General features: G+C 67.3%; 21 protein-coding genes. All 21 read left to right on the plus strand.

From position 1 onward, the window contains the following. Nucleotides 1-913, plus strand: a 913-nt coding sequence (locus AC5P88_RS19595) for a flagellin (protein ID WP_495225831.1), incomplete at its 5' end; no start/stop codon positions are given. Between the two features lie 440 nt (nucleotides 914-1,353). Further along, the gene (gene fliD, locus AC5P88_RS19600) at nucleotides 1,354-2,772 is read left to right on the plus strand and encodes a flagellar filament capping protein FliD (protein ID WP_099552279.1); all 1,419 of its coding nucleotides are present in this window, start codon (nucleotides 1,354-1,356) and stop codon (nucleotides 2,770-2,772) included. A 128-nt stretch (nucleotides 2,773-2,900) separates the two neighbouring features. Beyond that, nucleotides 2,901-3,317, plus strand: coding sequence for a flagellar export chaperone FliS (gene fliS, locus AC5P88_RS19605; protein WP_049448908.1), 417 nt, complete (start codon nucleotides 2,901-2,903; stop codon nucleotides 3,315-3,317). Continuing rightward, nucleotides 3,314-3,607 (plus strand): hypothetical protein, encoded by a 294-nt coding sequence (locus tag AC5P88_RS19610; protein WP_106549942.1) that lies wholly within the window; start codon nucleotides 3,314-3,316, stop codon nucleotides 3,605-3,607. Before fliS ends, AC5P88_RS19610 begins: the two co-directional genes overlap by 4 nt. Then, complete coding sequence (locus tag AC5P88_RS19615) at nucleotides 3,604-4,182, plus strand: PilZ domain-containing protein (protein WP_106549941.1); 579 nt, start codon at nucleotides 3,604-3,606, stop codon at nucleotides 4,180-4,182. Before AC5P88_RS19610 ends, AC5P88_RS19615 begins: the two co-directional genes overlap by 4 nt. Nucleotides 4,183-4,274: 92 nt before the next feature. Continuing rightward, nucleotides 4,275-4,907 (plus strand): response regulator, encoded by a 633-nt coding sequence (locus AC5P88_RS19620; RefSeq protein WP_005413261.1) that lies wholly within the window; start codon nucleotides 4,275-4,277, stop codon nucleotides 4,905-4,907. 453 nt (nucleotides 4,908-5,360) lie between these two features. Next, nucleotides 5,361-6,770 carry an RNA polymerase factor sigma-54 gene (gene rpoN, locus AC5P88_RS19625; RefSeq protein ID WP_495225832.1) on the plus strand — a complete coding sequence of 470 codons (1,410 nt, stop codon included), beginning with the start codon at nucleotides 5,361-5,363 and terminating at the stop codon, nucleotides 6,768-6,770. A gap of 14 nt (nucleotides 6,771-6,784) precedes the next feature. Then, nucleotides 6,785-7,162 carry a response regulator gene (locus AC5P88_RS19630; RefSeq protein WP_005409556.1) on the plus strand — a complete coding sequence of 126 codons (378 nt, stop codon included), beginning with the start codon at nucleotides 6,785-6,787 and terminating at the stop codon, nucleotides 7,160-7,162. After that, nucleotides 7,159-8,664 carry a sigma-54 dependent transcriptional regulator gene (locus AC5P88_RS19635; RefSeq protein ID WP_495225833.1) on the plus strand — a complete coding sequence of 502 codons (1,506 nt, stop codon included), beginning with the start codon at nucleotides 7,159-7,161 and terminating at the stop codon, nucleotides 8,662-8,664. The genes AC5P88_RS19630 and AC5P88_RS19635 overlap by 4 nt, the downstream gene beginning before the upstream one ends. A gap of 548 nt (nucleotides 8,665-9,212) precedes the next feature. Then, nucleotides 9,213-9,578, plus strand: a complete 366-nt coding sequence (fliE, locus tag AC5P88_RS19640; protein ID WP_014037113.1) for a flagellar hook-basal body complex protein FliE — start codon at nucleotides 9,213-9,215, stop codon at nucleotides 9,576-9,578. Between the two features lie 13 nt (nucleotides 9,579-9,591). Next, nucleotides 9,592-11,238 (plus strand): flagellar basal-body MS-ring/collar protein FliF, encoded by a 1,647-nt coding sequence (gene fliF, locus AC5P88_RS19645; RefSeq protein ID WP_099523895.1) that lies wholly within the window; start codon nucleotides 9,592-9,594, stop codon nucleotides 11,236-11,238. A gap of 7 nt (nucleotides 11,239-11,245) precedes the next feature. After that, nucleotides 11,246-12,232: a flagellar motor switch protein FliG gene (fliG, locus tag AC5P88_RS19650; RefSeq protein WP_024958226.1), complete on the plus strand. Its 987-nt coding sequence runs from the start codon at nucleotides 11,246-11,248 to the stop codon at nucleotides 12,230-12,232. Continuing rightward, on the plus strand, nucleotides 12,229-12,870 hold the full coding sequence (locus AC5P88_RS19655) for a FliH/SctL family protein (RefSeq protein WP_495225834.1): 642 nt from the start codon (nucleotides 12,229-12,231) through the stop codon (nucleotides 12,868-12,870). Before fliG ends, AC5P88_RS19655 begins: the two co-directional genes overlap by 4 nt. Beyond that, complete coding sequence (locus tag AC5P88_RS19660; RefSeq protein WP_106549935.1) at nucleotides 12,867-14,252, plus strand: FliI/YscN family ATPase; 1,386 nt, start codon at nucleotides 12,867-12,869, stop codon at nucleotides 14,250-14,252. Before AC5P88_RS19655 ends, AC5P88_RS19660 begins: the two co-directional genes overlap by 4 nt. 3 nt (nucleotides 14,253-14,255) lie before the next feature. Beyond that, nucleotides 14,256-14,723 carry a flagellar export protein FliJ gene (gene fliJ, locus AC5P88_RS19665; protein WP_005413256.1) on the plus strand — a complete coding sequence of 156 codons (468 nt, stop codon included), beginning with the start codon at nucleotides 14,256-14,258 and terminating at the stop codon, nucleotides 14,721-14,723. Continuing rightward, nucleotides 14,723-15,892, plus strand: a complete 1,170-nt coding sequence (locus AC5P88_RS19670) for a flagellar hook-length control protein FliK (RefSeq protein WP_495225835.1) — start codon at nucleotides 14,723-14,725, stop codon at nucleotides 15,890-15,892. The genes fliJ and AC5P88_RS19670 overlap by 1 nt, the downstream gene beginning before the upstream one ends. Nucleotides 15,893-16,083: 191 nt before the next feature. Continuing rightward, nucleotides 16,084-16,599, plus strand: coding sequence for a flagellar basal body-associated FliL family protein (locus AC5P88_RS19675; protein WP_106549932.1), 516 nt, complete (start codon nucleotides 16,084-16,086; stop codon nucleotides 16,597-16,599). Between the two features lie 10 nt (nucleotides 16,600-16,609). Further along, nucleotides 16,610-17,614 carry a flagellar motor switch protein FliM gene (gene fliM / locus AC5P88_RS19680; protein WP_459047699.1) on the plus strand — a complete coding sequence of 335 codons (1,005 nt, stop codon included), beginning with the start codon at nucleotides 16,610-16,612 and terminating at the stop codon, nucleotides 17,612-17,614. Further along, entirely contained in the window at nucleotides 17,611-17,946 is a 336-nt protein-coding gene (fliN, locus tag AC5P88_RS19685; protein ID WP_005409543.1) for a flagellar motor switch protein FliN, read from the plus strand. Before fliM ends, fliN begins: the two co-directional genes overlap by 4 nt. Before the next feature lie 17 nt (nucleotides 17,947-17,963). After that, nucleotides 17,964-18,362 carry a flagellar biosynthetic protein FliO gene (fliO, locus tag AC5P88_RS19690; RefSeq protein WP_180848852.1) on the plus strand — a complete coding sequence of 133 codons (399 nt, stop codon included), beginning with the start codon at nucleotides 17,964-17,966 and terminating at the stop codon, nucleotides 18,360-18,362. Between the two features lies 1 nt (nucleotide 18,363). After that, nucleotides 18,364-19,143, plus strand: a complete 780-nt coding sequence (fliP, locus tag AC5P88_RS19695; protein ID WP_049431111.1) for a flagellar type III secretion system pore protein FliP — start codon at nucleotides 18,364-18,366, stop codon at nucleotides 19,141-19,143. The last annotated feature ends 18 nt before the right edge of the window (nucleotides 19,144-19,161 follow it).

Below are 19,161 nucleotides of genomic sequence, written 5' to 3' on the forward strand. Positions count from 1 at the left end.
CAACTCGGCCAGCGACCGCAAGGCCCTGCAGGCCGAAGTGACCCAGCTGGTCTCGGAAATCGACCGCGTCGCCAAGCAGTCGGACTTCAACGGCACCAAGCTGCTGGACGGTTCGTTCTCCAGCCAGCTGTTCCAGGTCGGTGCCAACGCCGGCCAGGCCATCGCCATCGACAAGACCATCGACGCCAAGGCCAATGCCCTGGGCGGTGCGATGTTCGATTCGGTCAGCTTCACCATCGCCGCTCCGGCAGACGCCACGACCGGCGTGAAGATGACCGGCATGAGCATCACCAATGGCGCAGGTTCGGCAATCAGCATCGCCGACATCGACGTGGCCGCCCAGGGCGGTGCCGATGGCACCAAGACCCAGGACGCCGCCACCAAGGCCATGGTCGCTGCGATCAATGCCAAGATCGGTGAAACCGGCGTCCTGGCCGAGGTCGACGCTGCCGGTGGTGGCAAGATCAACCTGAGCTCGGTCAAGGACAGCGTCGACAAGAATGGCGCCTTCCTCGGCATCGCCGTGGAAACCGGCACCTGGACCGGCATCGCCGCCGGCCCGACCGACATCGCCGCCAGCACCACTGCAGTGGGCAAGAGCTTCGCCGACAAGATCGACGTGTCCACCGTGAAGGGTGCACAGCAGGCGATGGAAGTGGTCGACAAGGCCCTGGGTGCCATCAACAGCACCCGCGCCGACCTCGGTGCGATCCAGAACCGCTTCACCTCGGTCGTGGCCAACCTGCAGACCTCCTCGGAAAACCTGTCGGCGTCGCGCAGCCGCATCAAGGACACCGACTTTGCCAAGGAAACCGCAGAGCTGACCCGCACCCAGATCCTGCAGCAGGCCGGTACGGCCATGCTGGCCCAGGCCAACCAGGTGCCGCAGGGCGTGCTCAGCCTGCTGCGCTGATCCACGGCAAGAAGGCGCCGCTACCGTCGGATCGAACCGACGGTAGCGGCAACCCGGAAGCCACGGTGCACGAAGGCGCGGGCCATGCCCGGCCCGGGATCACTCCCGAACCGGCCTGGCATCGCCCGCTCCTGCGGACCTCTCTTTCAGCGCTGTACCTTTGACTGTACGTACCGGGCGGCTTCGTCTCCCCCCGATTGTCAGTAGCCTGATCCCTCCCCTGCCTTGGGGGAGGGTTTTTTGCAGACTCCCGGCAGCCTGCGGTGATTCCACCCGCACCCTGCCCCAACCCTCCTGCAAACCGCGTGCCAGATCCGCCGCCAGACAACTGGCACGGCGCATGCATCATCGAAGTCCTCAAGACCCAGCGGCGCAGGCCGCTATTTTCGTTGACGACGGGCCACCGCACGGCGGCCAGGCCCGGATACCAGGAGAATCACATGGCAAGCTTTGGATACGGTGGCATTGGCTCGGGGCTCAACATCTCGGACATCGTCAACCAGCTGGTCGCGGCCGACCGCAAGCCCGCCGACAATGCGCTGAACCTGCAGCAGTCCAAGGCCAAGATGCAGCTGTCGTCGATCGGCACCGTCACTTCGGCCTTCGACAAGCTGAAGACCGCACTGACCGCACTGAAGGCCACCACGGCCTTCGATACCCGCACGGTGACCGCCACCGGCAAGGCGCAGCCCGCCAACACCGACGACGTACTGACGGCCTCGGTGGCACTGTACGACCTGGGCACGACCAAGGCAGCGGCCTCCAATGGCACGCATCAGGTGGAGGTGAAATCCCTTGCCACCGCGCACAAGCTGATTGCCAATACCTCGGTGGGGAAGACCGACACCTTCGGCGCCGGAACCTTGACGCTGACCGTTGGTGTGGGCGACAAGGCAAAGACGATGAAGGTCGAGGTGGAAGCCGGCGATACGCTGACCACCGTGCGCAACAAGATCGACGCCGCAGGCCGGAAGGAAGGCGTGCAGGCGACCCTGATCGCCTCGGGCGACAACCAGTACCTCTCGATCGCCCAGGAAAAGACCGGCGCCGCCAATGCCATCAAGCTCGAGTACGGCGGCAGCGACCCGAAACTGAGCGCACTGGTTGGCAGCCTCCAGGAAAACACCGCGGCAGCCGATGCCGAGCTGACCATCGATGGCGTCACGGTGGTCAGCGCCAGCAACACCGTGGCCGATGCTGTGCCGGGCCTGACCCTGAACCTCAAGGTCAAGGGCAAGAGCACCGTCGTTATCAGCACCGATACCACTGCAGCCACCAAGGTGATGCAGGAGTTCGTGACCGCCTACAACGCAGCAATCGCGGCGATCAACACCGAGACCAAGTACGACGCCAAGACCAAGGAAGCCGCCACGCTGACCGGCGACGCGCAGATGCGCGGTGCCTCCAGCCAGTTGCGCTCGGTGATGTCGGGCGTGTTGAAGGAACTGTCCGCCGATGGCCTGGACCCGAAGACGCTGGGGCTGCAGACGCGCGGCTATCCCAACGCCGACGGCAGCCTGGTGCTGGACGCCACCAAGTTTGCCGCCGCGCTGGCCAGCCAGCCCGAGAAGATCCGCTCGGCAATCACCGGCGACACCGGCGGTGCCGGCACGCTCTACACCATGGTCGACGGCTACGTCAGCACCACGGTCGGCAAGGAAGGTGCCTTCGTCGCTCGCACCAAGGGCCTCAACACCACGCTGGACAACATCGACAAGCGCCGCAAGGATCTCGACACGCGCATGAAGAACGTGGAGGAGCGCTACAAGAAGCAGTTCATCGCGCTGGACAGCCTGATGGGCAAGCTGCAGCAGAGCAATACGTCGCTGCAGCAGCAGCTGGCACAGCTGAACCGCTAAAGGACGGCGTGCAACGCTCAAGTTTGGCGTGTAACGCACCGATAACGGACGCAACAGCAATCAACGCCGCACCGCCGGCAACGGTCCCCACGACCTGCCGGCGGCACCCAGCGCAAGGAGAATCACGAATGTACGGTTCCAGCCGTCAATATGCCGAGCAGTACCGCCAGGTGGGAGTGACCAGTGCGGTTGCCGACGCAGATCCGCACAAGCTGGTGGCGATGCTGCTGGCCGGCGCGCTGGAGCGCGTGCGGCGCGCACTGGCCAGCCTCGAGCGTGGCGACCAGGCCGGCAAGGGCAAGGCGATCGGTGAGGTCTGCGCAATCGTCGGCCACCTCAATGGCTCGCTGGATCATGAGGCCGGCGGTGAAATCGCCGGAAATCTGTCGGCACTCTACGACTACGTGCTGCAGCGCCTGACCGAGGCCAACCTGCACAACGACCGTGCCGCCCTCGACGAATCCCTGCAGCTGCTGGGCGAGATCGACAGCGCCTGGAATGCGATCCCGATGGAACAGCGCCGCCCGGCCGCGGTGGCGCCATGAGCCTGCACGAACTGCACGCGCAACTGGACGCCTTCGAAAAGGCCCTGGGCGAAGATGCGCTCGATCAGGCCGACAGCCTGCTCGACGGCCACGACAGCACGCTGCATGCCCTGCTCAGCCAGCCGCTGACCATGGACGACCACGCACCACTCAGCGCTCTGTTCGAGCGCCAGCAGAACCTGCTGGGCCTGCTGCGCCAGCGCCGCGATGCAGTGGCTGCACTGATGAATGACGGGCAGCGCTCTCTTCGCGCGGCGCATGCCTACCTGCAGGCAGAATCGCTGGCATGACCCAACTGCCGACAACGTCGCTGCACCATCCTGCCGAAAGCGAGCTGTTCGACGAAACGCTCAGCTGCGAGCTGGCGCTACCTGCCGAGTTCCAGGCAGGCAGTGGCGCCGGCCGTACCGGCAGCGCCGAAGGCCTGCTGCGCAGCCTGGCACTGGTTGAAGACAGCCGCGTTGACGAGCATGACGATCGCAATGAAGCCAGCCTGCAATTGCAGCGGCTGGAGGCGAAGCTGGATCTGGCGATGGTGTTGCTTGGCCGCCTGGTCCGCCAGCAGGGCCAGGAACTGACCCTGCGCCCGGTGCGCTGGTCGCGTCGCGGGATACGCCTGCAGCTGGGCCCGCGCAGTGGCGCCAGCCCCGGCCAGGCGGGCCTGGTGCGCCTGCAGCCCAGCGATTGGCTGCCCGACCATATCGACCTGCCGGTGGAAGTGATTGCCGAAGCGGCCGATGGCGGCGGCGGCCACTATCTGTGGCTGCGCTTCCAGCGCCTTGGCGATGGCCTGGAAATGGCCATGGAGCGCCACCTGTTCCGCCTGCACCGACGCCAGGTGGCCGAGGCACGCCGGGCGCGCTGAAACCTGCCACCATCACGCTTGGCGGGCAAGCCTTGGCGCGCCCGTTCAGCTAAGTTAAGGTGGACTCCCCTACACGGACCTGCTGCGTGCCTGTGCGAGTTCTCATCGTCGACGATCACACCCTGGTCCGCGCCGGCCTGGCGCGGCTTCTGCAGGGGTTTGCCGACGTGCAGCTGGTGGCGGAGGCCAGCAACGCCGAACAGGCGCTGCAGCTGGCCCTGCAGCACGCACCGGACGTGGTGCTGATGGATCTGTCACTGCCGGGCCGCACAGGCCTGGAAGCGCTCAGCGATATCCGGCTGCGCGCGCCCGGTACCCGGGTTGTGATGATGACCATGCATGACGATGCCGCGCACGTGCGCGATGCGCTTGACCGCGGCGCGGTCGGGTTCGTGGTCAAGGATGCGGCGCCGCAGGAACTGGAACTGGCGCTTCGTGCGGCGCATGCCGGCCAGGTGTTCCTGAGCCCGCAGATCTCCGCCAAGATGCTGGCACCGATGCTCGGCCGCGAGAAACCCACCGGCATCGCCGCGCTGTCGCCACGCCAGCGCGAGATCCTGCGCCGCATCGGCAAGGGCGAAAGCAACAAGGAAATCGCCGCCGACCTCGGCATCAGCGTCAAGACGGTGGAAACCCACCGCGCACGCATGATGGAATCACTGGGCTGCCGTCGCGCCAACGATCTCCTGCTGCTGGCCGCGCGCCACCAGCACGAGCTGGAGTGATCCGCGCCCGCGGCGGTCGGCGGGAAAATGCCCGGTAGAGTCGATTGCCGGTAGAGTCGCGATTGCCGGTAGAGTCGACTGTTAGTCGACTTGCGCGCGGAGCGCGGGACTTTCCCAGAGTCTGATCGGAGAGCAGTCGACTAACAGAGCAGTCGACTAACAGTCGACTCTACTACCAACCCGCGGCATCCCGCATCGGCGACGAAATCCCGTCATCCCGACACTCCCTGACAGGAATACGTACACGACGGACGACGGACACGGTGGATCCGGCACTACAAATCAATATCTTAGCCTCGCCCATCGTCAATATCCCGCGTCCATGTAGGGGTTTTCCCTACATCCCGTCAGGATATCCACGAGACGCCTCAGGAACCCCCTGATTCCGCCCCCGCCGGATCAAAAGCAAGATGCGTTCCACAAGGCGCCGGGGAGCGGTGCCGGGGAACCACGATGAAGGCTGCACTCTCGACCCAGCTGGGCCAACAACTTCACCTTACCCCGCAGCTGCTGCAGTCGATCCGGCTGCTGCAGCTCGATGGCCTGCACCTGGAACAGGAAATCCAGCGCCTGCTGGACTCCAATCCCCTGCTGGAAATCGAAGAACCTGAAGCACCGGCCGCCGACGCCACCGAGGTTGCCGCCACGACGCTGGAAACCGCCGCGTTCGATGAGCTGCCAGAGTCCTCGATGTGGGACGTGGCCGGTACCAGCTGGCAGGACGGTGACGACGATCGCATGGCGCGCATCGCCGCCGGCGAATCGACCGACCCGCAGCTGCGCGTGCTGCAGCGCCTGTCGCTCGACATGGATGATCGCCAGCTGGCAGTGGCCGCATTCTGGCTGGACCACTGCGACGAGGCCGGCTATCTGCAGGCCCCGCTGGACCAGCTGCAGCTGCTGGCCAGCGCACAGTTCGACATCGCTGCGGACGGCGTCGAAGCCATCCGCCAGCAGCTGCTGCACGGTGAACCGGCCGGCATGGCCGCGCAGGACCTGCGCGAGGGCCTGCAGGCGCAGCTGCGCAGCCTGCACGGCGTGGTGCCTGCCCGCCACCTGGCCACGCGCATCCTGGACGGCGCGCTCGATGCGCTGGCCGCACATGATTACCCCGCCCTTGCCCGCCAGCACGACGCCGAAATCGACGACGTCCGCGAAGCGGTACGCCTGATCCTGTCGCTGCAGCCACGCCCGGGCGACAGCCTGCTGCCGGAACGCAATGCCGTTGTGGTTCCGGACGTGGTCGCCTGGCACGCCGATGGCCAGTGGAAGGTGGCATTGAACCCGACCACCAGCCGCCGCGTCTCCATCAACAGCCAGTACGAACAGGCGCTGGCAGAGAACAGCGAGGCCGCACCGGCACTGCGCGAAATGCTGCAGGAAGCACGCTGGTTCAGCCGCGGCCTGTCGATGCGCTACGACACCCTGCTGCGCACCGCGCGGGTGATCGTCGAGCGCCAGGCAGCGTTCCTGGTGCGTGGCGAGGAAGCCATGGCGCCGTTGACCCTGAAGGAAGTGGCCGAAGAAATCGGCATGCACGAATCCACCGTTTCGCGCATCACCACCGGCAAGTTCCTGCAGACCCCGCGCGGCACCTTCGAACTGAAGCACTTCTTCGCCGTGCGCCTGGAGGGCGCCAGCGTCTCCGGCCAGGCCGTGAAGGCCATGGTGCGCCGCCTGATCGACGCCGAACCGGCCGGTCGCCCGCTGGCCGACGAGGCCATTGCGGGCCTGCTGTCGCGCCAGGGGGTGAACATTGCCCGTCGAACCGTCGCAAAATACCGAGAACAACTGGACATCGCCCCGGCCCGTGAACGGCGCCGGCTCGGCGCCAGGCAACCGCTGTTGGCCCGGGTGGGCTGAAAAGGATGTTGGACATGAACAAGCTCACGGTCCTGCTGGTCGATGACCACGAGGGCTTCATCAATGCGGCGATGCGCCACTTCCGCAAGATCGACTGGCTGCAGATCGTCGGCAGCGCCGGCAACGGCCTGGAAGCGATCGAGCGTTCGGAAACGCTGCGCCCGCAGGTTGTATTGATGGATCTGGCAATGCCGGAGATGGGTGGCCTGCAGGCCACCCGACTGATCAAGTCGCAGGACGATGCACCGTACATCGTGATCGCCAGCCACTTCGACGACGCCGAGCATCGCGAGCACGCGCTGCGTGCCGGCGCCGACAATTTCGTCAGCAAGCTGTCCTACATCCAGGAAGTCATGCCGATCCTGGAAGGCCTCAGGGAGGAACAGTCGTGAGCGAATCGCGCATCCTGGTGCTGGACAACGACGCCGTGCGTGCAGAGCGCACCGTTGCCCTGCTGGAATTCATGGACTTCAACCCGCGCTGGGTCTCCGACGCGGCCGACTTCGATCTGGGCCGGCAGCGCCAGAACGATTGGATGGCGGTGATCGTCGGCAGCCTGGACGACAACGCGGCCAGCACTGCGCTCTACAACTGGCTTGGCGGCAGCAGCCTGCCACCGCCGGTGCTGCTGGCCGATGGTGATGCCTCTGCATTCGCACAGCAGCACGGCCTGCACGAAGCCAATATCTGGCCGCTTGAAACGCCGCTGCGCCACGCGCAGATGGAAGCCCTTCTGCGCCGCGCCAGCCTCAAGCGCCTGGACGCCGAGCACCAGGCCGGTGCCGCGCAGGACCAGGGACCGACCGGTAACGGCCCGGCGGTGACCGCACTGCGCACCATGATCGAGCAGGTGGCCGCGTTCGATACCACCGTGCTGGTGCTGGGTGAATCCGGTACCGGCAAGGAAGTGGTGTCGCGCGCGATCCATCAGCGCTCGCCGCGTCGTGACGGCCCGTTCGTTGCGATCAACTGTGGCGCCATTCCGGCGGACCTGCTGGAAAGCGAGCTGTTCGGCCACGAAAAAGGTGCCTTCACCGGCGCACTGACCGCCCGCAAGGGTCGTTTCGAAATGGCCGAAGGCGGCACCCTGCTGCTGGATGAAATCGGCGACATGAGCCTGCCGATGCAGGTGAAGCTGCTGCGCGTGCTGCAGGAGCGCAGTTTCGAGCGCGTGGGTGGCAACCAGACCATCCGCTGCAACGTGCGCGTGGTGGCGGCGACCCATCGCGACCTTGAAACACGTATTGCCGAGGGCAAGTTCCGCGAGGATCTGTTCTACCGACTGAACGTGTTCCCGATTGAAGTACCCGCGCTGCGCGAGCGTCGCGAGGACCTGCCGGCACTGGTGGAAACCATCGCCGCACAGCTGGCCCGCACCGGCCGTGGCGAAGTGCGCTTCACCCCGGAAGCCTTGCAGGCACTGGCCGGCTACGAATGGCCGGGCAACGTGCGCGAGCTGACCAATCTGGTCGAACGACTGGCCGTGCTGCATCCGGGTGGCTCGGTGCGCGTACAGGACCTGCCGGCCCGCTATCGTGGCGATGCGGCACTGGCCGCCATCGCTACACCGGCGCCGGCACCGCCCGCCGCCAGCGAAGAGCGACTGGACCTGCGCAGCTTCTCGTTCCACACACCCGGCAGCGGCAACCAGCCGGCGCTGGAGCACGGCATCGCCGTCAATCGCCCGGCGGCACCGGCCGCACTTCCCGACGAAGGCATGGACCTGCGCAACCACATGGCCAGCATCGAACTGGGCCTGATCAACGAAGCACTGGAACGCACCCAGGGCGTGGTCGCCCACGCCGCCCAGCTGCTTGGCCTGCGCCGCACCACCCTGGTGGAAAAGCTGCGCAAGTACGGCATCGAACGCGAGCAGGCCGAACTGGCCGGCTGAACCGCGTCACCAGCATGAAGGGGGCACGAACGCCTGGGCTTGCCCAGGCGTTCGTGTTTCCAGAACCCGGGGCAGATCCCCGCGCGTCTACAGCGCCAGAACGCCGGCCGTTGGCCCCTGCAATCCCAGGCCAAAAAACCGACGCCGGTGAAATGACGCGTCACAGCCCAGAAACGCGCCATCCATCCATGCCGTGGCTCAAGCGTGTCGACCAAGGTCGACACCCACCAGGAGCAGCATGCCGACCAACAGCAGCGTGAAACTGTCGAAGGCGGGGTGGGTCCGGTTGCGGGGGTGTCCGCGGCATGGATGCCGCGGCCAAGCCCCCAAGGACGGGTTTACGGCGTCCCCCGCAACCGGACCCACCCCGCCATCCCACGGACAGCCCGCCTTTTGACGTTGACGCTGCTGTTGCTTCGGCGGGTGCAGGGCGCAGCCCTGCCAGCAAACCCCCAACCCTCATCTCACTGAATCGAAAAGCGGTTTCGGCACGGCACTTGCACTGGCTCCAGCAGACAACCCCATCCCTGTTTCTGGAACCGTTGCAGATGTCCCACTCCGTCACTTCGATCCTTTCGCAGATCCGCTCCTATCAGACCCAGATGGGACAGCCGGCGCTCAACCCGCTGGGCGAAACGCCGCGCAGCAACGCCCTGCCGGGCACGGTGCTGGACGCACCGCAGGTCCAGCCGGCCAGCTTCACCGAAACCCTGCGTGGTGCGATTGCCGGCGTCAACGATGCGCAACAGAAATCCGGCGCGCTGGCCAAGGCCTTCGAAATGGGCGACCCCAGCGCCGACCTGGCCAAGGTGATGGTCGCCTCGCAGCAGTCCCAGATCGCCTTCCGCGCCACCGTGGAAGTCCGCAACCGTCTCGTCCAGGCTTACCAGGACGTGATGAACATGCCGCTGTAAGGAACATTGACGCATGGCACTGACGCTCTCCAAGGACAGCCTGAACGCCGAGAAGGCCGGGCAATGGTTCGACCGCCTGCAGAGTCTGCAGATCACCCGTCGGCTGGGGCTGATGGCGATGATCGCGGTGGCGGTGGCGGCAGGCCTGTCCGTGTTCTTCTGGTCACAGAAGCCGGGCATGGTCCCGCTGTATACCGGCCTGGACCAGAAGGCGACTGCTGAAGCGACCGACCTGCTGCGCGCCGCGCAGATTCCGTTCGCGCTCGATCCCGCCACCGGCGGCATCACCGTGCCGGAAAAGAACCTGCACGACGCCCGCCTGAAGCTGGCCGGCTCCGGCCTGACCGACAGCGGCAAGCTCGGCTTCGAGCTGATGGAGCGCGACCCCGGCTTCGGCGTCAGCCAGTTCGTGGAAAGCGCGCGCTACCAGCACGCGCTGGAAACCGAGCTGTCGCGCACCATCAACACGCTGCGCCCGGTGCGTGATTCGCGCGTGCACTTGGCCATTCCCAAGCCCAGCGCCTTCACCCGCCAGCGCGATGTCGCCAGCGCTTCGGTGACCCTGGAACTGCGCGGCGGCCAGCAGCTGGAACGCAGCCAGGTGGACGCCATCGTGCACATGGTCGCGGCCAGCATCCCGGATCTCGCCCCGGAACGGGTGACCGTGGTCGACCAGAGCGGGCGCATGCTCAGCATCACCGACCCCAACAGCGAGGCGGCAGTCAACGCTGCACAGTTCGAACAGGTGCGCCGCCAGGAAACCTCGTTCAACCAGCGCATCCGCGAGCTGCTTGAACCGATGACCGGCCCCGGCCGCGTCAACCCGGAAGTGAGCGTGGACATGGATTTCTCGGTGACCGAGGAAGCCCGCGAGCTCTATAACGGCGAGCCGCAGAAGCTGCGCAGCGAGCAGATGAGCGAGAACACCACCAGTACCCCGGGCCCGCAGGGTGTGCCGGGTGCGACCAGCAACAGCCCGCCGGGCCAGCAGGCCGCACCGGCCACCGCACAGGCCCCGACCGAAAGCAGCAAGAACGCCACCCGCAATTACGAGCTGGACCGCACCCTGCAGCACACCCGCCAGCCGGCCGGCCGCATCAAGCGCGTCTCGGTAGCGGTGCTGGTCGACAACGTTCCGCGTGCTGGCGCCAATGGCAAGGTTGCGCCGCAGCCGCTGTCGGCCGCCGAACTGACCCGCGTCGAGGCGCTGGTGAAGCAGGCTGTCGGCTTCAACGCCGAGCGTGGCGACACCGTGTCGGTGATGAATGCCCCGTTCGTGCGGGATACCACGCCGGTCGAAGGCCCGGCCTGGTGGGAACTGCCGTGGGTGCACGATGCCGGCCGCATGCTGCTCGGCGCAGTGGTGGTGCTGGCGCTGCTGTTCGGCGTGCTGCGCCCGGCGCTGCGTGCGATCACCGGCCAGAACAAGAAGAACGACGAGCACGCACTGGAACCGCATACCGCGGACGTGCAGCTGGTCGATGACGATGGCACCCCGCTGCCGGCGCTGGGCGCCGACCGGGCAAGCCTGGGCGGGCCGGATGCACTGGCCCTGCCGGTGGATTCATATGAGGAACGACTGCGGATGGCGCGTGAAGCCGTGAAGACCGACTCCAAGCGCGTGGCCCAGGTGGTCAAGGGCTGGGTGGCCAATGACTGAGCCGCAATTGACCGGTGTGCAGCGCGCGGCGGTGCTGCTGCTGTCCCTGGGTGAGCTGGACGCGGCCGAGGTGCTGCGCCACATGGAACCCAAGGAGGTGCAGAAGATCGGCATCGCCATGGCCACCATGACCGACATCACCCGCGAGCAGGTGGAACGGGTGATGGACCAGTTCGGCCAGGAGCTGGGCTCGAAGACCTCGCTGGGCGTGGGCTCGGACGACTACATCCGCAACATGCTGGTGCAGGCGCTGGGCAGCGAGAAGGCCGGCAACCTGATCGACCGCATCCTGCTCGGCCGCAACACCACCGGCCTGGACGCGCTGAAGTGGATGGACCCGCGCGCGGTGGCCGACCTGGTGCGCAACGAGCACCCGCAGATCATCGCCATCGTGATGGCGCACCTGGAAACCGACCAGGCCGCCGACGCGCTGAAGCTGCTGCCCGACCGCACCCGCGTCGACGTACTGCTGCGCATCGCCACCCTCGACGGCATTCCGCCGAACGCGCTGAATGAACTCAACGAGATCATGGAGCGCCAGTTCGCCGGCAACCAGAACCTCAAGTCGTCCAACATCGGCGGCGTGCAGTGTGCGGCCAACATCCTGAACTTCATGGACAGCGGCCAGGACCAGGCCATCCTGGGCGAGATCGCACGCATCGATGCGCCACTGAGCAACCGCATCCAGGACCTGATGTTCGTGTTCGACGATCTGGTCGATCTGGACGATCGCGAAATGCAGCTGGTACTGCGCGAAGTGAGCGGCGAGCGCCTGGGCCTGGCCCTGCGCGGTGCCGACATCAAGGTGCGCGACAAGATCACCCGCAACATGTCGCAGCGCGCGGCCGAGATCCTGCTGGAAGACATGGAAGCCCGTGGCCCGGTGCGCCTGTCCGACGTGGAAGGCGCGCAGCGCGAGATCCTGGCCATCGTCAAGCGCATGGCCGATGAAGGCACCGTCACCATCGGTGGCAGCGCGGAGGCCATGCTGTGAGCAACGTCGTGCGCTGGCTTGCCCCGGACCTGCTGGCCCAGCCCGAACCGGCGCTGGCGCAGGAGGATGCGTTCGAACTCACCGAGCCGGACCCGGAACACGAACCCGAGCCGCCGCTTCACCTGCCGACCCTGGAGGAGATCCAGGCGATCCAGGACAGCGCGGAGAAGGAAGGCTTCCAGCACGGCCATGCCGACGGCTACGGCCAGGGCCAGGCCGAGGTGCGGCGCCTTGCCGCGCAGATCGAAGGCATCCTGGACAATTTCAGCCGACCGCTGGTGCGGCTGGAAAATGAAGTGGTCGGTGCACTCGGCGAGTTGGCCGTGCGCATTGCCGGTGCCCTGGTCGGGCGTGCCTACGAGGCCGACCCTGCGCTGTTGGCGCAGCTGGTCGGCGAGGCCATCGACGCGGTCGGCGGCAGCACCCGCGAAGTCGAAGTGCGCCTGCACCCCGACGACATCGCGGCCCTCGCCCCCTTGCTGAACCTGTCGCCGCAGCAACGACTGGTGCCCGACACCAGCCTCAGCCGCGGCGACCTGCGTGTGCACGCCGAAGCCGTGCGCATCGACGGCACCCTGGAAGCCCGCCTGCGTGGCGCGCTGGATGCGGTGATCCGCCAGACCGGAGCAGGCGCATGACGCTCGAATCGCAGCCGACACCACCGCCCGCCGACTGGGCCATGGCCCGCAACCTGCGCCTGGCCCGTCGCCTCGACGGCCTGCGCGTGGATACCGCGCATGGTCGCGGCCTGATCCGCGAGGGCGTGCTGCGCCGCGCGGTCGGGCTGACCCTGGAAGCGGTTGGCTGCGAGGCGCCGCTGGGCGCCAGCTGCAAAGTGGAAGTGGTCGACGGCGGCTGGGTCGATGCCGAAGTGGTCGGCTTCGCCGGCGAGCGCACCTACCTGATGCCCAGTGCCGAGCTGCACGGCCTGCTGCCCAACGCCCGCGTGGTGCCTTCGGCACGCCGTGGTGGCGTGGAAGTGGGCGAAGGCCTGCTCGGCCGGGTCATCGACAGCGATGGCGTGCCCCTGGACGGCAAGGGGCCGATCCGCGCCGAGGGCCACGTCGGCATGGCCGGTGTCTCGATCAATCCGCTGGCACGTGAACCGATCACCCAGCCGCTGGACGTGGGCGTGCGCGCGATCAACGCGCTGCTGCCGATCGGCCGCGGCCAGCGTGTCGGCCTGTTCGCCGGTTCCGGCGTCGGCAAGTCCACGCTGCTCGGCATGATGACCCGCTACACCGCCGCCGACGTGATCGTGGTCGGCCTGATCGGTGAACGTGGCCGCGAAGTACGTGATTTCGTCGAAACCACGCTGGGCGAGGAAGGCCTGCGCCGCGCTGTGGTGGTGGCCAGCCCGGCCGACCGGCCGCCACTGGCGCGCCTGCACGGCGCCTACCGTGCCACCGCCATCGCCGAATGGTTCCGCGACCAGGGACTGAACGTGCTGCTGCTGATGGATTCGCTGACCCGCTTTGCCCAGGCACAGCGTGAGATCGGCCTGTCGGTCGGCGAGCCGCCGACCACCCGCGGCTACCCGCCGTCGGTGTTCGCCAAGCTGCCGGCGCTGGTCGAACGCGCCGGCAACGGCGCCAAGGGGCGTGGCTCGATCACGGCGTTCTACACCGTGCTGACCGAGGGCGACGATCCGCAGGACCCGATCGCCGATGCGGCACGCGCGATCCTCGATGGTCACATCCTTCTCTCGCGGCGCGTGGCCGACAGCGGCCTGTACCCGGCCATCGACGTTGAATCGTCAGTCAGCCGCGTGGTCACGGAAATCGCCGACGAGCCGTGGCGCCTGCGCATCCGCAAGCTGAAGCGGCTGGTCTCGGCCTACTCGGCCAACCGCGACCTGATCGCCATCGGTGCCTACCAGCGTGGCAACGACGCGGCCACCGACGAAGCCCTGGAACGTTGGCCGGAAATCATGGAGTTCCTCGGCCAGGACGTTGCCAGGGCCGCAGATCTCCCGCACAGCCAGGCGGCACTGCAGCGCCTGGTGGAACAAGAGAGTTAAGCCATGAACCAGTCCAAGCGCATCGACCCCCTGCTCAAGCGGGCCCAGGAACACGAGGACGCGGTCGCCCGCGACCTGGCCGAGCGCCAGCGCGTGCTCGACACCCATCTATCGCGACTGGACGAACTGCGACGTTATGCCGAGGAGTATGCAAACGCGCAGATGGCAGCGACCAGCCCGGCGCAGCTGTTGAACCGGCGCGCTTTCCTGGACCGCCTGGACAGTGCCGTCGAGCAGCAGCAGGCCACGGTCAACGGCAACCGCGAGAAAGTGGAGGCCGAACGTGCCCGCCTGATCCTGGCCAGCCGTGACAAGGCCGTGCTGGAACAGCTTGCCGCCAGCTACCGCGCGCAGGAGAAAGTGGTGACCGACCGCCGCGACCAGCGCGAGATGGACGACATCGGTGCGCGCCGCGCGCGCCTGGTGCAGGCCGAAGACCAGGACGGCACCGAGCAGGGAGGCCGCTCGTGATGCCCTCCCCACTCGCCAGCAGCGCCAGCGCGCAGACCCAGAATGCCGGCGGCGGTGCAACGCGTGCGCCGCGCAGTGAGGGCAACAAGGAATTCAGCCAGCTGCTGCAGGGCGGCACGCCTGCCTCACCGGCACCGGCCACGCCAGCGTCGCCAGGCACGTCCACATCGAGCCCGCCATCGACCGCCGACGGCAATGGCCAGGCGCCGGAAGAGCACAGCGTGGATGCAGACGCTCCCCCTGGCGAAGCCCCCGCCCTGCCGCCGCTGCCGTCGATGGCCGGTGCCCCCGGTACCGACAAGGACAAGCCCAACGCAGCAGAGGACGCGCCGTGGCCCCCGCTGGGCCTGGCGGGCCTGGTGTTGGCCATGCCCACCCCCACCGACCCGGCGGCGGCTCTGCCCGCGGCCGCGGCAGCGGCTGCGCCGGCGCCGGCGCTCGCCAGTGACGGCACGGCGCTGCCCGCCACGACCGGAGCAGCACTGCCCGCCACCGCCCCGGCAACCGTCGCCACAGCAGCGGCTGACAACAAACCGTCGGCCGCCAGCACCGACGATGCCACGACCCTGCCACTGCCGGAGATGATCCTGCCCGGCGGCAAGCGCGGCGACCGCGGCGAGGGCAGCGACCCGGCCACGATCGGCGACCGTGGCGCTGCCCCGCTCCTGCACGCCCCTGCTCCGGCAGCACTGCAGGACCTCAAGGCCGCGCTCACCGCCGGCAATGCAGTCTTCAACGGCGAACCGACGCCGAAGCCGGTGCTCGGCGACGACGGCTTCGACCAGGCCATCGGCGCACGCCTGGGCTGGCTGGCCGACCAGAAGATCGGTCACGCCCACATCCGCCTGAGTCCGGACGACATGGGCCCGGTGGATGTTCGCCTGCAGTTGAACGGCGACAAGGTGCATGCCAGCTTCAGCAGCCCGCATGTGGACGTGCGGCAGGCACTGGAAAGCAGCCTGCCGCGCCTGCGCGAGCTGCTGGGCGAACAGGGCTTCCAGCTGGCACACGCTGATGTCGGCCACCAGGCCCCCGGCGGTGACGGCAATGCGTCGGGGCAATCCGGCGCCGGCGGCATGGCCGGTGACGGAGAACCGTCGCCGGGCGACACCAGCGTGTCGTCCGCGCAGTTGATCCGCCAGCGCGGGTTGTTGGACGCGTACGCCTGACAGGTGTGCCAACCAAGGTTGGCACCCACCAGAGCCATGCCGGCCAAGGTCGGCCCCCATCAGGACAGGGTAGCGCCGGGCCATGCCCGGCGGAACGCCGGCATCCCGACGGAATTCCGTCACCCCCTCGGCCCCATCTTCGGCACACCCCTTGCATATCCCGGTGAAGCAACCCTCAGGAGCTTCACCCCGTGGCCGCAGCCGCTGACAAAACCAAGAAGACCGCCGAGAAGGACAAGGCCGCCAAGCCGCGCAGTCCGATCCTGATCACTGCCCTGGTGGCCGTACTGGCCGCCGCAGCCGCCGGTGGCGGCGTCTGGTTCTTCACCCAGTCCAAGCACGAGGAAAAGGCCGCACAGGCGCCGAAGAAAGCAGCGACGCCGGCTCCGGCCCAGTACTTCGCGCTGGATCCGGCCTTCGTGGTCAATCTCAACGGCCCGGTCGATGGCCCGCGTTACCTGCAGCTGGAAGTGCAGCTGATGACGCGCGACCCGGCCGCACTGGAAGCGATCAAGACCCACGCGCCGGCCATCCGTGCGCGCCTGCTGATGCTGTTCTCGCAGGTCAGCCCCGACCAGATCGCCGATGTCGCCGGCAAGCAGAAGCTGCAGGCCGCCTCGCTGGCCGAAGTGCAGAAGGTGCTCAAGGCCGAGACCGGCAGCAACGGCGCCGACGATCTGCTGTTCACCAGCTTCGTGACCCAGTAAGGGCCCCCCGATGAATGACCTGCTGTCCCAGGACGAGATCGATGCCCTGCTCCACGGCGTGGACAGTGGCGCGGTCGAGACAGATCCGGAACCGCCGTCCGGCGAAGCACGCTCGTACGACTTCGCCAGCCAGGACCGCATCATCCGCGGTCGCATGCCGACCCTGGAAATGGTCCACGAGCGCTTCGCACGCCTGTGGCGGATCGGCCTGTTCAACCTGATCCGCCGCTCGGCCGAGCTGTCGGTGCGCGGCATCGAGCTGATCAAGTTCAACGACTACATGCACTCGCTGTATGTGCCGACCAACCTGAACCTGATCCGCTTCAAGCCGCTGCGCGGCACCGGCCTGATCGTGTTCGAGCCGACCCTTGTGTTCGCCATCGTCGACAACTTCTTCGGTGGCGACGGGCGCTACCCGACCCGCATCGAAGGCCGCGAGTTCACCGCCACCGAAATGCGGGTGATCCACCTGCTGCTGAAGCAGACCTTCGCCGACCTGCGCGAGGCCTGGGCACCGGTGATGGATGTCGACTTCGAGTACATCAACTCGGAGATCAACCCGCACTTCGCCAACATCGTGACGCCGCGCGAGTACGTGGTGGTGTGCCGCCTGCACGTCGAGCTCGATGGCGGTGGCGGCGACATCCACGTGACCCTGCCCTACTCGATGCTGGAGCCGATCCGCGAGCTGCTCGACGCCGGCATCCAGAGCGACCGCAACGACCGCGACGAGAGCTGGGGCCAGACCCTGCGCGAGCAGCTCAACATCGCCGAGGTGACCCTGTCCAGCGTCCTGGCCAGCAAGCGCATGACGCTGCGTGACCTGACCCAGCTGAAGGTCGGCGACATCCTGCCCATCGACCTCAGTCCGCAGGTGCCGTTGTGCGTGGAGAACATCCCGGTGTTCACCGGCGAGTTCGGCATCGCCAACGGCATGAACGCCGTGAAGATCACCGCTACCCATCCGCCGGGCACCCGCCCGCGCGTACCCGTCATCCAGGAAGACCCGCAATGAACGATATCGACGCCCTCGAACCCACCCCGGCCCAGTTCAGCAGCCTGCAGGCCGACGAGGCGAACGGCCCGGACCTGAACCTGGACGTGATCCTGGACGTGCCGGTGACGCTGTCGCTGGAAGTCGGTCGCGCGCGCCTGCCGATCCGCAACCTGCTGCAGCTCAACCAGGGCTCGGTGGTGGAGCTGGAACGCGGCGCCGGCGAATCGCTGGATGTGTTCGTCAACGGCACCCTGATCGCCCACGGCGAAGTGGTGGTGATCAATGACCGCTTCGGCGTGCGCCTGACCGACGTGGTCAGCCCGAGCGAGCGGATCCGGAGACTGCGTTGAGCCTGCTGGCCTCCACCCTGCTGGCGGTCGGCAAGGCCGCCGCCCCGGTTGGCCCGCAGGTCGGCCAGCATGCGGCCGCCGCACCCAGCCTGTTCGGTGCGGTGCTGGCGCTGCTGGCGGTGCTGGCCCTGGTCATCGGCCTGGGCTGGCTGCTCAAGCGCATGCCCGGCAGCGGCTTCCGCCCTGCCGAAGGCATGAAGCTGGTGGCCAGCCTCAGTGTCGGCGCCAAGGAACGCGTGGTGGTGGTCGAGGTCAACGGCCAGCAGCTGCTGCTGGGCGTCACCGCCGGCGGCATCAATACCCTGCATACCCTGCCCGAACCGTTGCCGCCACCGGCGCCGGTACGCGTGCCGGACTTCAAGAACCTGCCGAATTTCGCCCAGCTGCTGCAGCAGCGGCTGCGCAAGGACCCCTGACATGCGTGTCACCCGTACCCGACTTGCCACCCTGATGCCGTGGCTGCTGTTGCTTGCCCTGTGCCTGTTGCCGGCACTGGCGTTCGCCGCGCCCGGCGCACCGACCACGCCGCTGCCGGACATCAACGTCGGCAAGATCGGCGGTGCACCGGTCAGCCTGCCGCTGCAGACCCTGCTGCTGATGACGGCGATCACCCTGATCCCGTCGATGCTGCTGGTGCTGACCTCGTTCACCCGCATCATCATCGTGCTGGGCCTGCTGCGCCAGGCATTGGGCACCGGCCAGACACCGTCCAACCAGGTGCTGCTGGGCCTGGCCCTGTTCCTTACCGCGATGATCATGCTGCCGACCTGGGACAAGGCCTGGAGCACCGGCATGGCGCCCTACCTCAACGGCGACATCGACTTCCAGACCGCCTGGACGCTGACCACCACGCCGCTGCGCGCCTTCATGCTGGCGCAGATCCGCGAGACCGACCTGATGACCTTCGCCGGCATCGCCGGGCACGGCACCTACGCCAGCCCCGATGCGATCCCGTTCCCGGTGCTGGTCGCCTCGTTCGTCACCAGCGAGCTGAAGACCGCCTTCGAGATCGGCTTCCTGATCTTCATCCCGTTCGTGATCATCGATCTGGTGGTGGCCAGCGTGCTGATGTCGATGGGCATGATGATGCTGTCGCCGATGCTGGTGTCGGCGCCGTTCAAGATCCTGCTGTTCGTGCTGGTCGATGGCTGGGTGCTGACCGTGGGCACGCTGGCGGCGAGCTTCAATCCGGCTTGATCCAACCCCGTAACGGCC

This window comes from Stenotrophomonas sp. YJH_SMC_8 (assembly GCF_059371315.1).